We start from the raw sequence: 15,617 nt of genomic DNA on the forward strand, positions 1-15,617 counted from the left end.
CGTCAGAGGGCGAAGTCTGCGGCCGTCGCGGCCGGGGCTCCCTTGATGCTGAACTTGAACTCGGGGGCTGCGTCGCCGCCGGTGTTGCCCGCCACGACGGTGTAGTCCCCGTCCCCCCGGTGTTCCTGGGTGACCAGCAACTCGCCGACCCCGGTGAAGGCCGCCCCGGTCGCGAGCGTGAACGCCTGGTTGCCGGCCACGCCCTGGTTCGCGTCGATGCCGCTGAGGTCGACCTTGTCGCCGGGCTGGAAGCTCGCGATGGTGTCGCCGTTCGCCGCCGACGCCGAGAGGAAGCGGTAGACGTCGGCACCGAGGCCGCCATCCATCACGTTCACGGCGTCGCTGGCCGTGATGGTGTCGTCGCCCGAGCCGGCCACGATGTTCTCGATGCCCCAGAGGGTATCGGAACCGGATTGGCTGCTCGTGACGCTGCCTCGTCCGGCAAGACCGGTGCCGAGGTCGGCCATGATGGTGGCCGTGATAGCCGACATGTCGAGCGTGTCGATGCCGATGCCGCCCCCGACCTCGTCGCCCCAGTAGCTGTCGCTGCCATCCCCGACCTCGGCCACGAACAGGTCGTTGCCGTCGCCGCCGATCACCGAGTCGTTGCCGGCCCCCGCCGTCACGAGGTCGTTGCCGGCCCCAGCCAGGATGCGATCCGCACCACCATCGCCGTAGACCATGTCGTCTTCGCCGCCGGCGAGGATGTCGTCGTCGCCGGCCCCGCCGAAGACCACGTCGCGGCCACCGCCGGCATCGACGAAGTCGTTCCCGTCGCCGCCACGGACCACGTCGGCCCCCTCGCCGGCAAGGATGTTGTCGTCGCCGGACAGGCCGAGGATCGTGTCGGCGCCCGCAGTCCCGGGCAGGACATCGTCGCCGGCGGTACCGGCCACCAGGCTTGCCGGAAGGTCGGCCGGAGGCGTGGTTGTCCCGCCGCCGGTGGTGCCTCCGGTCGAACCTCCGGTCGTCGCGCCCCCGCCCGTCCCGGGCGCGGTATCGCCGTCATCGTCGCAACCGCCACCACCCGGGGTGTCGCCGTCCCCGTCATCGGAGTCGCCGCCGCCCGCGGTATCATCGTCCCCGTCATCGGGGTTGCCACCGCCCGGGGTGTCGCCGTCCTCATCGTCGTCGTCGTCCGTGCCCCCGCCGACCGTTCCGCCCCCTCCGTCGATGGGTTCGTCCTCGTCGCTGACGGCGAAGATGTCTTCCTGGAGGCCGGTCAGGCCGGTGTTGCGCGCGACGATGTCGGAGAAGTTCTGGCCATCGACGATGTTTTGGTAAAAGTCGAAATTGTCGAACCGGTCGGTGTAGTAGAACCGGTCCCCTTCCTGCAGGCGGTCGAACTGCTCGTGCAGCACGACCCAGAAGGTCTGGCCCACGACGCCGCCGTTGATGTGCTGCTCGGCCAGGCCGCCGACCCAGAGGTCGACCCGGTCGATGCCGCTCACGTATGGGGTGCCGTCCGCCCGCTGGTGAATCGCGATGTCGGGATTGGCCGCCACGAAGGCCGCCTGCTGCTCGGCCGTCGTCAGGGTGAGGTCCGGGTAGGCGGCCTTGAACTGCGCGATAACGGTGTCGCTCAATCCGTTCCGGGCCTGGAAGTCTTCCCAGGAGGCATAGGGCGTCAGGTTGCCCGCATACTCCAATGCCTCCCGAATGTAGGGGTCCGCGGACGCCATGAGGTCGGAGCGGACCTGGTTCAAGGAGCCGAGGCCGACGTCGCGGCCGCGAGCAACATTGAAGGCGAACAGGTCGGCGTTGATCCGCACCAGATCGTTGCGCACCGCATCGACGATGTTGAAGTCGACCTCTTCGGCGGGCTGCGTCGCGACGCCGGCCAGGATGGCGTTGGCCCCGAGCTGGGCGTAACCCGGCTGCGGCACGTAGCCGGGCGGCAGGGGTGCCGTGAAGACGTCCGGGGCGTTCGAGGGGTTCAGGAAGGCATCGAAGAGGGCGACCTGCCGAGGCGCTCCGTCGGAACCGATGACCGTCAGCGTCTCGCCGATCAGCGAGTGCCCGACGCGGTACACCGCCGAGGCGAACTCGTGGGAGATCCGGGCATCGACGTTGGGGTTGTAGCCGCCGTGACCGTGCGTGCCATTGCCCTTCATGCCGCCGATGAGCTGATCCGCGAACTCGTCGAAGACCACGCGCTGGTACTCCGCCTCGTTGATCGTCTTGGCGGCCTGGAACACCTCTTCCGGCGTACCCTGGAAACCGGCCTCCACGAGGTTCTCCACGTGGAAGTTGTGGTTGCGCGCCCAGATCGTGTGCATGGCGGTGAGCGACACGTTCTCGTTCGCGCGCCCGTCGCCGGCCACGTAGTGGTCGAGCAGACTGACGAAGGGGTTCGTGTCGAGGAGCAGCGCGTTGCCGCTTCCCATGAAGTTCGAGGCGAAGGCGCTCACCGCCTCCGGGTCGAACGCCCCGGCCGCATTGAACAAAGAGCCGGTCCTGGTCTCGGAGAGGGGGAAATTCGAGACGTAGCTTCGGAAGCTGACGGCTCCACCCGGGAGTGAGGCATCGTGGAAGATCGTGTCCGCATCCCAATGATGTTGGATGAGCTCCCGCAGAGTGGGCAGCAGATTGAAGGCGGGATTGGACGGGTCCGGAACACCCGCGAGGAGGCGCGCACCGACGCCCTGGTTGCCGTCGCTCTCCCGCAGGAACTGGCCGACGAGTTCGTGCGAGCCGTAGGCTTGGTTCTGGTCGACGAAGGGGGAGGTCTTGTTGAGGTGCTGGGGCACGCCGTCGACGATGGACGAGACCTCGCCCCGGGTCAGATCGGCCGGATTGTTGGTTCCGGGCGCGCGCCCGGAGCCGGGCAGGTCGATCTGAACAATGCCGTTGGATGCACTCTTCGGCAGGAAGTCGAGGCCATGGTCGAAATACTGGCCGAACGCCATGAAGAAGATGTTCGAACCGTTGGCCTGGTGCGGCAGGTCGGCCTCCTGCGTGCCCAGCACGTTGCTGATGGCGCGGGGATCGAGGCCGGCGTAGAGCGGATTGAGGGCGTTGTTGTTCGTCGCCGGGTCGAAGGCGCCGTAATGGGCGTCGGTGAGCCGGATGAACGGCTGGTCGGCCGCTCCGAACTCGGGATGATCGAGGTTGTTGCCGGCACCCGAGAGGTGGCGCACGCCGGCGGCCCCGCTGGCGTCGTCGTCGCCTCCGGCGACGGGCTGCCCGGTGACGAGGGCCTTGATCCCGGCAATGTCCGCTGCGGTGAGCGCGAAGCCGCCGCCTCCACCGTTCCCGACGCCGCCACCATTCCCGACACCCCCGTCCGGCGGATTCCCGCCGGTGGCCGGCACGGTCCCGAAGGTGGGGGTCCCCGAGCTTGCGAAGGTGATGCTGTGGGAACCGTTCGTCAGGGTTGTGACCCCGTTCGCCTGCGTCTCCGTGTAGTTCGCGCGGGTCGTGCCCGGCGCCAGTTCGATGACGTCCTGGGGCCGCAGCGTTCCCACGATGGTGTCGGTACCGCCATTGGAGCGGAATACGATCCGGTGGGCCGAGGTCAGGCCCGAGATGTCGACGGTATCGTTCCCCTCGGTTCCGTCGATGGTGACGGTGTTGAGGTTCAGGCTGGTCGTCGAGAAGTTGCCGATCAGGAAGACGCTGTCGCCTGCCCCCGCGTTGGTCGGCGGGTTCGGCACCGAGACCGCGGCGGTCCCGATCCGGATCTCCTCGATCTCCTGCAATTCGGCGATGACGGTGGTGACGGCGCCGATGCCAGCCCCCGTGGTACGGGTGATGACGATCTCGGTGCCGGGGCTCAGGGTGGCGACATTGTTGCCGGCGACCTGCCCCCAGGCGGCGACCGTGTAGACCCGGAAGGTCTCGGCGAGACCGAGGGTGCCGTTGACCACGAGGGTGTCTCCCACGGGTCCCTCGGTGCCGCCCCTCACCACGTCGCGTCCATCGGTGGGGACGAGGGCGACCGGCCCAAGCGCAGCTCCACCGTTCCAGGTCACCCCATCGTCGCCGGCGCCGGCATCGATGGTGTCGTTGCCGGTGCCGCCCTGGATGGTGTCGTTGCCCGCCGCGCCGTTGATGGTGTCTGCGCCGGCCCCGCCGTCGACGACGTCGTCACCGGCCCCGGCGTTCACCGTGTCGTTGCCGCCGTTGGCGAGGATCCGGTCGGCGCCTGCCGTGCCGTTGATACTGTTGCCCAGGCCGTTGTCGACGATGTTGTCGCCGACCACGTCGGTCGGCGCGGAGACGACGCGCTCGGCATAGCCTCCCTGGTCGGTGAAGCTCACCGCGACACGGACCGGAAGCCCGACCTGGGCCTGCTGCGGCGTGAAGGTCTGGCCGGTCGCCCCGACGATGTCGGTCCAGGCTCCGGTGGCTGACTGGGCTTGCCATTGGAAGGCGAAGGTCGTGGGCAGGCCGTTCAGATCGGCGATTCCGGCCACGTTGGCCCTGATCGTCGCCAGTTCGGTGGGGGTCGTGTCGTTGACGGTCGGCGCCCCCGTCGCGGGCACGTTGGTGAGGAACACGGCCCCGTCCGAGAACTGCGCCCGCTCGATGTTGTGCAACGTATCGATGCCGTCCGAGAACCTCAGGGTCGGGCTCACGGCGAAACCGGTGTGGTCGACCCGGAAGCTGCCGTCGCCGAGGTTGGTGAGGGTGTAGTTGGCCCGCACGTCGGAGAAGACCGCCGTGTCGACGTCGGCTCCTTGTCCGGCGTCGAGGATCTCACGCACGATGTTGAGCTGGCCCGGATTCACCGCCCGCGACATCAGCGCGGCCTGCAGGGTCATTCCGCCGAGGTAGAGCGGTCCGGTGCCGCTCGCGAGCCCGGCCGGCGTCGTGAACATCTGGCCCGCGAGGCTGTCGGCGGTCGCCACCTCGGTGCCACCAGCGTCACGGATGCTGATCCTGACGTTGAGCCAGCGGTCGCCATCGATGATGTCGTTGCCGGCCTTACCGGTGATGGTGTCGCTGCCGGCGCCGCCAAGCAGGATATCGCCACCGTTCTGGGGGTCGAATACGGTCGTGTCGGGAGCGAGGCTCCCGAAGGGCGTGGCGTCGCTGCCCACCGTCTGTCCGCGTACGGCGCCGGGGGTCAGCTTGAGCAACGCCTCAAAGCCGTCGATCAGGGCGACATTCTGGGACAGCAGCATGCTGTCGGTCGCCGGTCCGCCGACGATGCCGCCGGCGGGGTCGCCGACCGCACCGGTCGGCCGCTCGGTGCCGATCAGGGTATCGTTATGCTTCCAGCCCGAAGCGCCCTCCACGGAGTCGTTGCGGTCGCGAAGGGTCAGGGCCTGCTGGTTGACGAAGCGGGAGATGCCGAGGTCGATGATCCCGTCGTTGGGGTCGCCCTTCTGGATCGACCAATCGAACCCGAGCATGCCGTTGTTGCGCTGGATGCCGGCGCCCTGGACCATGATGTCGTCGCCGGACTCGCCGTCGTAGTCGGTGTCGTTGCCCTGTCCGTTGAGGACGTCGTGGCCGATGATGATGCTGTTGAAGAACAGCTGGGAGTTCTCGCCCGAGAGGCTGTCGAAGCCCTCGCCGCCCTCGATCCAGTCGTCGCCCTCGTTGCCCATCAGGCCGTCGGCGGCGCTGCCGCCCAGGACGAAATCGTCGCCGCGCCCGGCAAAGACCTCGACCGTATCGGTCGAATGCGTGATGAAATCCTTGCCCCCGCCGCCGAACAGGATGTCGAGGCCTGGACCGCCCGAGATGGCGTCGTTGCCCTCGCCGCCCCGGATGAACTCGTCGCCGAAGGGGTCCTCGATGACGTCGTCGCCGTCGCCACCGTAGATCTGGTCGGATTCCATCCCGCCGTTGAGGTAATCGTCCCCGCCGTCGCCCCAGAGGGTGTCGATGCCCTTATCGCCGATGAGGGTGTCGTTGCCCTCGGTGCCGCCGAGGACGACGTGCTCGCCGCCGCTGAACTTCAGCATCCCGCCATCGGCGCGCCCGTCTCCGTCGATATCGGCGCCCGGGGCCACGCGAACCACCTTCGGGTCCAGGATCTGCAGCAGCAGGTCGTCCTGGGTCGGGTCGTCCCCGACCTGGTTGACCGGATTGAGTTCGAGGATGTGGTCGGCCCGCCCGAACAGCGATCCGTTGAGATGCGAGGAGCCCTCGTCGCCGAGATCGGTGTTGCGCTGCACCAGGGCCGAGAAGGTGTTGGCCTCCAGCTCGTTGAGCAGGTTCATGCCCTGCGTGCGGCTGAGATAGTAGAAGCGGTCGCCGTTCTGCAGGTTCTCCATCTGCGTCTCGAAGACGAAGTTGAAGGTGTTGCCCAGCATCCCGCCGAATTCCATCTTCTCCTCGGCCAGGCCGCCGATCCAGAAGTCGACGTCGTTCAAGCCGGAATTCGCGGCATTCCAAGCGCCGGTGCCGGTGAGGAAATCGAGCCGATCCGTGGGCGGCGCGATGGTGTGCGCGTCGTTCACCGGGGTCGACGGATCGTCCGGCACGTCGACCGAGATATCGAAGACCAGGGCGGTCGCCGCGGCGCGCTTGCCGGCGAGCGTGCTTTCCTGCGTGATGAGCGCGTGGTCGCCGTAGGCCGCGATGAAGTTGATCACCGAGGCCGGGTTCTTGATGTTCTGGGCGAAGTCGACCCAGCTCGTGTAAGGCTTGAGCTTGGCGTCGGCGGTCATCGCGTAGAACTCGGCGCGGGCCTCATTCAGGGTCGGGACGCCCTGTTCCCGTGAGCGCGCGATGTTGAGCGTCGCCAGATCGAGCGGGAGCCCGAGCAGGTTGTTGCGCAGGGCATCGACCACGAATTCGTCGATCTCGTTGCCGATCTGGCGGGTCATGCCCCGGATGATGGCGCCGGCGGCCGCTTCCGTGTCGACGCCGCTCGCCGTGAAGGCCAGCGGGTTGAGGAACGCCTCGATGAGGCCGAGCTCCTGGGTGCCCGCGACGGTCACGTCGCCATCGATGGGCTGCATATCGAAGCCGATGCGGTCGATGGTGTCCGTCAGCATCGAATGCCCGAAGCGGTAGACGACGTGCGCGAACTCGGCCGTGATGGCCGGGTTGAGGTCGGCGCTGTTCGTGAACACGAACGGGTCGACGTTGGGCTGGACCGTTCGCGCGAACTCCTCGAACACGAGGTGCTGGTACTGCATCTCGGTCACGAACTTGGCGCCCTGGAACAGGCGCTCGCCGTCCCATTGCAGCGCGGCGACCTGGTCCGGTGTGGTCGGCAGGGAGGTCAGGTCGACCCTCAGCCATTCGTTGATGAAGGCGAGGTCGCCCGAGGCCAGGATGGTCTGCTTGTTGGCCTCGACGAGCCGGTTGTGCTCCGAGTGGAAGATGGTGTGGACCGCGGTGAGGCCGATGTTCTCGTTCCCGCGCCCATCGCCCGTGATGAAGTGCCGGTCGAGAAGCTCGTTGTCGTAGGCGAGGTTCGCCCCGGTCAGGGGATTGATCCCGACCGCGTTGCCGGTGAGCGTATCCGTGTCGGCGGCCACGGCCTGCCCCTGGACGATGGGGTTGGCGGAATGGGCGATGTCGTCGAGGAAGGCGTGACCGGTCTTGACCGCACCGACCGTGCGGATGCCCTCCGCCGTTCCCTCCTGGAACCACGTGGTGGCGTGGGTCGCGTCGGGCTGCATGAGCATCTGCGCGTAGCCGTTGGGCCCCGGGATGAAGCGGCCGTAGGGGTCGGTCATCAGCACGGGCACGTTGTGGATGTCCGTGTCCACGAGTTCGATGCCCAGCATCATCTTGGCCTGGGCCTTGACCTCGGCCCAGTTCGCGATGGCCTTGCCGTCCGCTCCGCCGTTGAGAAGGTTTCCGGTCGCGAAGGTGACCGGATTGGCGACGCCGTCGCCTGGGGTCACGTCGACCCGGACGTACTCGCGCAGGAAGACCTGGTGCGAGGGATGGGAGGTGTAGGTCTGGTTCTGGTCGATCCAGGGCGTCGTGGTGTTGACCGCGGTGCGGATGTCGTCCGCCGTGCCGAGCACGCCGTCGGCGCCCGGCCCCGCGACGGGGGTCGCCCGGGTCAGGACCATGAAGCGTTGCGCCTCCGGCAGGTCGTCGACGGTGCCGAACACCCCGTCGCCGCCCGCGATCAACGGATCGTCGGGCATCAGCGGAACGATCACCGAGCCGTTGTTCCCCTTGGTGATGAGGTCGAGCCCGTGGTCGAAGAACTGCCCGAACAGGGTCATCCAGCCGTTGAAGGGCGGCGACAGGCCAATGTCGGGCGACTGGTTCGGGATGAAGGCGATCTCGGTCGCGGTGGGGACGTAGTCCGCGGGGGGCGTCTCGCCGTTGTGAGCCGCCGCATAGGCGGCCTGGGCGATGGGATTGGCGAACCAGGCCGCGACCGCGGACGGGTTGTGCGGGCTCATGTCCACGATGAGATTGCTGACCGTCCGAATGCTGGTGTCGATGACCGTGCCGGGAGCGCTGTAAGCGTTGTTGGTGACAACGCCGCCGGGGGCCGGCCCGTTGACGTCGAACTGGCCCGCGCCAGTCGTGTACTGGGTCGACAGGAGGCGTGGCATGGGCTGGTCCGCCGCCCCGAGAAGGCTCTGACCCGGCAGGAGGTTATTGTTGCTCCCGTCGACGGCGCGCAGGCCGTAGGGAAGCAGGGCCGCGTCCGGTCCGATGATCTCCTGCAGGGTCCGCGTGTTGCCGGGAGCTGCGAACTCTTCGGCGATGCGGATCTGCGTCAGGATGTGGCGGAGGTCGTTGGTGTCGACGGTGAACGTGACGGACATGGCGGTATCCTCGGCTCATGGGTCAGCGATGGGACGCGCGTCGGACGCCGCCCCGGAGTTCGAATGGGAAGGAGGCACGTCGGCGCGCGCCGGCACGGATGCCGTCGAATCGGACGGGTCGAGTCAGTGTGCGTGGGGCTCGGCGACCTGGGTCGCGCCCGTGGCCGTCAGGCGCGCGTGATGCACGTCCATGACGACGGGCGCATTCGATGATCCTGCCGAGCGGTCTTCGGCCCTGATTTGGCGCACATGAAACGTTCCCCGCGAAGTTGATGAGGGTAACGATTGCCGTCGTTCGGAGCTGCGATTGCCCTTGCGCCGAACCTCGCACAGATTCGGAAAATAGCGATGGTAAAAAAACCCTTAACCCCAAAGGAAAAACCCAATGGTGAAGGTTTTTTCCTCGTCCCCTTTCGCGACTGCTGATATCGGCCAGGGTTATTCAATTGGCAGGCCGACCGAAAAGAAGACGTAGGAACTACGTACTTCCCGAAATGGACAATCCACGCTTTCGGGCGAAGCCTCGGTCTTTCGCGCCCGAACCGGATTTTACCGGGACAGCATCCACGAAACCGCTTTCCCATTGGTTCGGAGTCTGCCCACGCTCTTTGCCGCGAGCCGGTCCACGCCGACATCGACTTTGCGCATCTGCCGGCGCGCAAGGCGAACCTCGCCGACCGCGACAGCGCAAATGCACCGGGGCAGCACTCGGCAATCCCGCTTTCGCGATGCGCTGGCGGGGCGGTCCACGCGTCATCGGATGGGGCCGACCGACCTGTCCGGCGTCATCCCCCCTTGCGCGAGCCTGATCGCGGAAAGCCTGGGTCTCGGCCCCGCCGAATGCCGTCCGACGGGCTGGCGCCATGCGAAGAGCGGCCCCGGGGCCGCTGCACCGCCAATCCGAGCATCTTTCGTTTGTCTGGGTGGGATCACCGGTTTCCACTTGATCCCTGACAAACTCCAGGGATGCGGGTCGCTATCGGGGCCTAAGAGAAGGGGATCGATCCCGGATCGGCTTCGAAGCCGCCTTTCGGTTCCCTGAATGCCAACCGTCGCGGCGCCGACGCCGAATTCGGTCCCCATGGCACCCAGGACGGAACCAACCCGCGAAAAGCCGATTGACTGCTACATTGGATCTGTTCTAATTCGTAACTGCGAGCGGCGTCCGAGCCGCACGGGATGGAGATCTCCGACATGGCCCACGCCAAGTGTGAAAGCTGCAAGTTCTTCGACGAGCACAAGGTCAATGGCGCCGCCGCAGCGGCCGACGAGGGCCTGTGCCGCTTCAACCCGCCGGTGAGCCAGCCCGGCCCGCAGGATCACGGCCTGTGGCCGGTCGTCGGCGCCGCCGATTGGTGCGGCCACTTCGCGCCCGAGATGACCGCAGCCGAGTAGGCGCGTCACCACGGAGACGACCGACGATCCGAAGGCCAGCCGCGAGGCTGGCCTTCTGCGTTCCGGCGCCCCTCGCTCCGCTCAAGACGCCGGATCGCGATCCGGCTCTGCAGGCTCCACCTCGGACACGTCGTCGGGGAAGGCGAGCACCTCCAGCGGGTCGCCGACCCCGCGTAGGGGAAAGGTGCCGAGGCGGGTCAGGCGGTGCCCGTCGGCCGAGCGCGCCGCGACGGCGCCGGAGAACAGCACCCGCCGGTCGAGCACCTTGGTCAGGCTCTCGAGACGTGCCGCGACGTTGACGGCGGGGCCGATGATGGTGAAGTCCAGACGCGAGCGGGAGCCGATATTGCCGTACATGACGGCGCCCACGTTCACGCCGATGCCGTAGCCCAGGCGCTGGAATCCCCTGGCCGACCGGGCCGCGTTCAAGGCCCGCATGGCGACGTGCGCCTCCCAGGCGGCGGATTGCGCGGCGGTGCAGGCAACGGGTGTGTCGAGGTGGAAGATCGCCAGCAGGCCGTCCCCCATGAACTTCAGGATCTCGCCACCGTGGCGCTCGATCGGCAGCGAGATCGCATCGAAATAGTCGTTCAGCAGCGCGATCACGTCGTCGCGCGGCCACAGCTCCGAGATCTCGGTGAAACCGCGCAGGTCGATGACCATGATGGCCGCCTCGACGGTGACGCCGCTGCCGCGCCGCGTCGCTCCGTTGAGGATCATCTCGCTGGCATGCGGCCCCACATAGGTGTCGAGCAGCAGGCGGGTCAGGCGGTTCTTGTGCCGGACCTCGGTCACCACCGACAGGGCCGGCAGCAGCGCGGACAGGAGATCGAGATCCTCGGGCGCGAAGCCGCCGGGCCGGTCGGCCGAGAAGGTCACCACGTGGCGCTTGCCCAGGGTGTAGTGCAGCGGCCAGGCGACGTAATCGGTCAGCCCCTCGGCGCGCAGGTCGCGATAGATCGAATGGTCGGTCTCGGGCCGCTCCGGCTCCTCCAGGCGTTTGCGCACCTGCTCGGCACCGTTGTGGATGTCCGCCGCGGGGCTGCGCTTGAAGCTGTCGGTGTCGACGATGCCGTACTCGTAATTCGTCAGTTCGGCCGCCTCGGCCCCGGTGCGCCAGAGGATGCGGGTTCCAAGCCAGAGCGGGTGATGCGTCCGCAGGTGGATGGTGGCGCGCGCCACCGGCACGCCGGCCGCGCGCAGGCGGCCGCAGAAGGCGACGAAGATGTCGTCGAGGTAGCGTTCGCCGCGCGTTCCGGCGAGAAGCCAGTCGAGCATCTCCGCGCGCAGGGGCGCCTGCGCGAAACGGCGGATCTCCTCGGGATGCGAGGGACTGTTCATGTCGGCGCCTCGTGGCCTCTCATGGTTCGAGCCGGCGTTTCACGGCCGGCGAGTCTCGGTCTGGAAGTCTCGGCCAGGGAGTCTCGGCCAGGGAGGCTCGGCCGGCGTCAGTCGGCCGGGACCCGGCGCGAGCCGGTCGTCCCGCCACGATGCGCCCGGATGGACGCTCACGCCAGGGCACCGGCGCAGCGTTCGACACCGGCCTCGGGCTCGACCATCCGGCGCCAGCGCCCCGGGCTCATGCGCTCCTCGCGGGCGAACACCCGGGTGAAGTGGCTCTGGTCCGCGAAGCCGCAGGCCAGGGCGATCTCCGCCAGCGACGGGCCGCGCGTCCGCATCAGGGTCTTGGCGCGGGCGATGCGCTGGCGGACCAGCCAGGCATGCGGGGAGGCTCCGACCGACTGGCGGAAGGCGCGGGCGAAGTGGCTGACGGAGAGGCCGCATTCGGCCGCGATCTCCTGAAGGCGGGGGGCGTCGCCGAGTTCGGCGCGGATGCGCTCCTGCGCGCGCCGCAATTGCCAGGGCGCCAGGCCGCCGCGAACCGGGTCCGCCACCGCCGATTCGACGGGCAGGCCGAGGAGATGCGCCGCGAGCGCCCGCGCGATCTGGTCCCGGAAGACGAGGGCGCCGCGATCCGGCCGGTCGAGGGTCGCGACCGCGCTCGCCACGAGATCGTGGATCGTGGCATCGACCAGGACGCGGCCGTGGATGGGCCGCAGGGCCTCGATCGGGTCGGCGAGGCCCATGCTCGCGCCGACCTCGTCGAGAAGTCTGCGCGACAGCCAGACCTGCACGGCGGCGCCGTGGTTCGAGGCCAGCGACCGGACCCGGTTGTCGAGAAGGATCACCGTGCTGGCGCAGAGGCCTTCGGGCGCCCCTCGCGGGCCTGCCCCCGGCAATCCGGCGCCGAGTTGGGCCTGGATCACCAGGCCGTCGCGATAAGCGCCGAGGCGGGGCGCACCGGAGGTGCCCGCCCCGGCCCGGAACTCCGAGGGGGCGATGCCGTCGCTCGGCATCGCCATCCGGTGCGCGGGCCGGGTCCCGCCCCCCTGCGGCGAACCCCTCTCCGCCGGTCGCATCTCGCAGCCTCCGAGCCGTTGCATCCCCGTCTCCTCACGCCGGCCTGTCTCGGCGGCGAGGATGGGCGCCGCCGACCCGCACGGTCTTTCGCCACATTGCTCGGCCGTTGCGCGATCCTGCTCTTTGCCGGGCCGGATCAGGGGGCGCGCTGGCGGTACTCCCCGGGTGTGCAGCCCGTCACCCGCTTGAAGGCGGTGCCGAACGCGGCCTGGCTCGAGAACCCGGACGACAGCGCCACGTCCACCAGCGGCAGCTTGCGCTCGGCCAGCAGCCGGCGCGCCCGTTCCAGGCGCTCGGCACTGACGAAGCCGTAGGGGGTCTGGCCGGTGACCCGCTTGAACAGGCGGGCGAAGTGGAACGGGCTGAGGCAGGCGGCGGCGGCGAGTTCGGTCACGGTCAGGTCGCGGTCGAGGTTGTCGCGGATGAAGGCGATCGCCCGCTGGATGCGCTCGGGGCAGTCGTGGTCACCGCACAGGGGGGCGGCTCCGTCCGGCCGGTCGTGCCCGTAGGCCTGGGCCACCCGCGCCGTGAGGGCGAGGGCCGCAGCCTCGACCATCATGCGGCCGGCCGAGGTTTCCTGCATCAGTTCGCCGAGGATCGACAGCCCAATCTGCCGGATCAGCGGGTCGGGCACATCGGCGAGGTAGCGCACCGTGTCGGCCCGGATGCGGGCATCGCCGTAGAGGCTCGCCAGGGCGCTGAAGCGCTCCGCCGGCAGGTAGATGTGCAGGATCTCCGTCAGGGGCGCCGAGATGTTGATGTCGTCCTCGCCGACGCCGACCGGGCAGAGCCAGATCGTGCCGGCCTCCACGGCGGTGCGCTGCCGGAGGCCGGCCCCCTTGCGGGTGACCCGGGCACCCGGGTTGCGCCGCGTCGCCAGGGTGATCTCCATCTGGGTCGGGACGATCGCCGGCAGGTCGCCGGCCGGGTGGGAGCGCAGCTCCGCCGCGACGCCCTGCCAGTGCCGTCCGCGGGAGGAGGCGAGCAGCCCGGCCTTGGGAAACTTGTGCGCGCCATGCCGGTGGAGATCCATGCGCGCACCGTGCAATCCATGCGTCGATCGCGCCATTATACAGGTGTATCGGAGACCCGTGGGCAGGGCCCCGCTACCCTGGCGAGCCCAGGTGGATGATGCGGATGCGGCAGGTATTTTCGCGGTGGCCGAGCCGGGCCACGCCATCGGCCCGGGTAGAGCGCGCCGTCGGCCGCGATTCCGGCGCCCAGGGCATCGACGATGACCGCCTGCCCGCCTGGATGCTGGCCGAGCCGGACTCCCGGGCCGGAGCGTGGCTCCGGGCCTTCGGCCGCGCGGTCCCGCTGGTGCTGGTGCCCGCCGCCCTGGCCTATGTGGCGGGTGCGAACCGGGACGATGCCGACGCGCGCCTCGCCGGCGCTGTCGCGGCGCTCGCGATCGTTGGAGCCACGATCCTGGCGGCGCGGCTGGCGCAGGCGCGGGCCGCCAGCGCAGCCGGCCTCGAGGCCATCTTCGAGCGGGCCGGCATCTCGATGTGGCGCGAGGATTGGAGCGCCGTCGGCGACGCCGTGGCGGCGTTGCGCCGGGCCGGCGTGGTCGATCTCGAATCCCATTTCGCCGCGCGGCCCGAGGCGCTGCGCGCCCTGCGGGCGCGGGTGATCATCCGGGACGTGAACCGGTTCACCGTGGAGGAGACCGGCGCCGCCGGCAAGGACGCCTATCTCGGCCCCCTCGACCGGCTCCTGCCCGACACCGACCAGACCTTCGTGCAGTGGTTGGTGGCGTTCGGCCGGGGCGACCGCTTCTTCCGGTCGGAGGCGCATGTGGTGCGGGCCGACGGCCGCGAGGCCGACATGCTGTTCACCGCCATGCTGCCGCGGGACCGGGCCGGTTTCGCCGACATCCTGGTCACGGCCCTCGACGTGACGGGCTTCAAGCAGGCGCAGAAGCGCTTCGCCGTCGCCGACACCGAACTGGCGCGGGCCTCGCGCATCACCACCGTCGGGGCGCTCAGCGCCTCGATTGCCCACGAGGTCAATTCCCCGCTGGCCGCCATCCTGGCCAACGCCCAGGCGGGCCTGCGCTGGCTCCGGCGCCCGCAGCCCGATCTGGCCGAGGCCACGGCGGCGCTCGACGACGTGGTCGCCGAGGCGAGCCGCGCCCGCGACGTGATCGCCCGGACCCGCTCGTATCTCGGCAATGCCCCCCGCGCCTCCGCGGCGGTCGACCTCCTGCGGGTGGCCCGCGAGGCCAACCTGCTGGTGGAGGGCGAATTGCGGCTGCACCGCGCCGCCGTCCACATCGCCGCCGAGGGCGAGATCCCGTCGATCGCGGCCGACGCGATCGGGCTGCAGCAGGTCTTCGTCAACCTGCTCCTCAACGCCGCGCAGGCGATGGCGGAGGCGGACGGCCCGCGCGACATCACGGTGACGATCCGGGCCGCCGGCAGCCAGGTGGCGGTCGACGTGATCGATACCGGCCCGGGCATCGCCCCCGAGCGGCGCGCCCGCATCTTCGAGCCGTTCCACTCGACCAAGGCGGGCGGCATGGGCATGGGCCTCGCCATCTGCCGCAACCTCGTCGACGCCCATGGCGGCGACCTGTGGGTCGATGCCGGGCCGGGCGGCGGGGCCGCCTTCCACTTCTGTCTGCCGGTCGCCGCGTGACCGAGATCGCCCGCGAATTCCCCGCCCAAACGCCCATCGTCGCCATCGTCGACGACGATCCGGCCATCCGCGCGGCCCTGGCCCGCCTGACGCGGGCACTCGGCTACGCGCCGGCCCCGTTCGCCGGGGCCGAACCGCTGCTCCGTGCCGGCCCCTTCTCGCCCGAGGCGGACGGATCGACCATCGCGGTGGTGATCACCGACGTGCAGATGCCGGGCCTCAGCGGCCTCGATCTCCTGCGCATCCTGCACACCCGCCATCCGGCGCTGCCGGTCATCGTCATGACGGCCTATCCCAGCGAGGCCAACCGGGCCCGCGCCCTCGCCTCCGGCGCCTTCGCCTATCTGGCCAAGCCGTTCGACGCCGAGCAGTTCGAGGGTTGTCTCCGCTCCGTCCTCGGTGGTGCCCCGATGTCCTGACGGTTCCGCTGCAAACGCCCAGGTTTCGCGCGACGGT

7 protein-coding genes are annotated in these 15,617 nt (G+C 69.2%); 3 read left to right on the top strand and 4 right to left on the bottom strand.

Annotated elements, in window-relative coordinates:
• Positions 1 to 2: 2 nt before the first annotated feature.
• Positions 3 to 8,705: a peroxidase family protein gene (locus tag ACV7NL_RS01160; RefSeq protein WP_463354693.1), complete on the bottom strand. Its 8,703-nt coding sequence runs from the start codon at positions 8,703 to 8,705 to the stop codon at positions 3 to 5.
• Positions 8,706 to 9,899: 1,194 nt separating this feature from the next.
• Between ACV7NL_RS01160 and ACV7NL_RS01165 the strand changes: the two genes are divergently transcribed.
• Entirely contained in the window at positions 9,900 to 10,100 is a 201-nt protein-coding gene (locus ACV7NL_RS01165) for a hypothetical protein (RefSeq protein WP_056182303.1), read from the top strand.
• 81 nt (positions 10,101 to 10,181) lie between these two features.
• Here the strand turns inward: ACV7NL_RS01165 and ACV7NL_RS01170 are convergent, their stop codons facing one another.
• From ACV7NL_RS01170 to ACV7NL_RS01180, 3 genes are all read right to left on the bottom strand, one after another.
• The gene (locus ACV7NL_RS01170; RefSeq protein ID WP_463354694.1) at positions 10,182 to 11,441 is read right to left on the bottom strand and encodes an adenylate/guanylate cyclase domain-containing protein; all 1,260 of its coding nucleotides are present in this window, start codon (positions 11,439 to 11,441) and stop codon (positions 10,182 to 10,184) included.
• 167 nt (positions 11,442 to 11,608) lie between these two features.
• Positions 11,609 to 12,544 (bottom strand): helix-turn-helix domain-containing protein, encoded by a 936-nt coding sequence (locus tag ACV7NL_RS01175; protein WP_463354695.1) that lies wholly within the window; start codon positions 12,542 to 12,544, stop codon positions 11,609 to 11,611.
• Between the two features lie 113 nt (positions 12,545 to 12,657).
• Positions 12,658 to 13,554 (bottom strand): helix-turn-helix domain-containing protein, encoded by an 897-nt coding sequence (locus ACV7NL_RS01180; protein WP_463354696.1) that lies wholly within the window; start codon positions 13,552 to 13,554, stop codon positions 12,658 to 12,660.
• A 104-nt stretch (positions 13,555 to 13,658) separates the two neighbouring features.
• Here ACV7NL_RS01180 and ACV7NL_RS01185 point away from each other — a divergent pair, with 104 nt between their 5' ends.
• Positions 13,659 to 15,161, top strand: coding sequence for a sensor histidine kinase (locus tag ACV7NL_RS01185; RefSeq protein WP_463354697.1), 1,503 nt, complete (start codon positions 13,659 to 13,661; stop codon positions 15,159 to 15,161).
• On the top strand, positions 15,158 to 15,580 hold the full coding sequence (locus ACV7NL_RS01190; RefSeq protein ID WP_200935878.1) for a response regulator transcription factor: 423 nt from the start codon (positions 15,158 to 15,160) through the stop codon (positions 15,578 to 15,580). The genes ACV7NL_RS01185 and ACV7NL_RS01190 overlap by 4 nt, the downstream gene beginning before the upstream one ends.
• Positions 15,581 to 15,617 lie beyond the last annotated feature (37 nt).

The organism is Methylobacterium sp. Ger2507 (assembly GCF_055231875.1).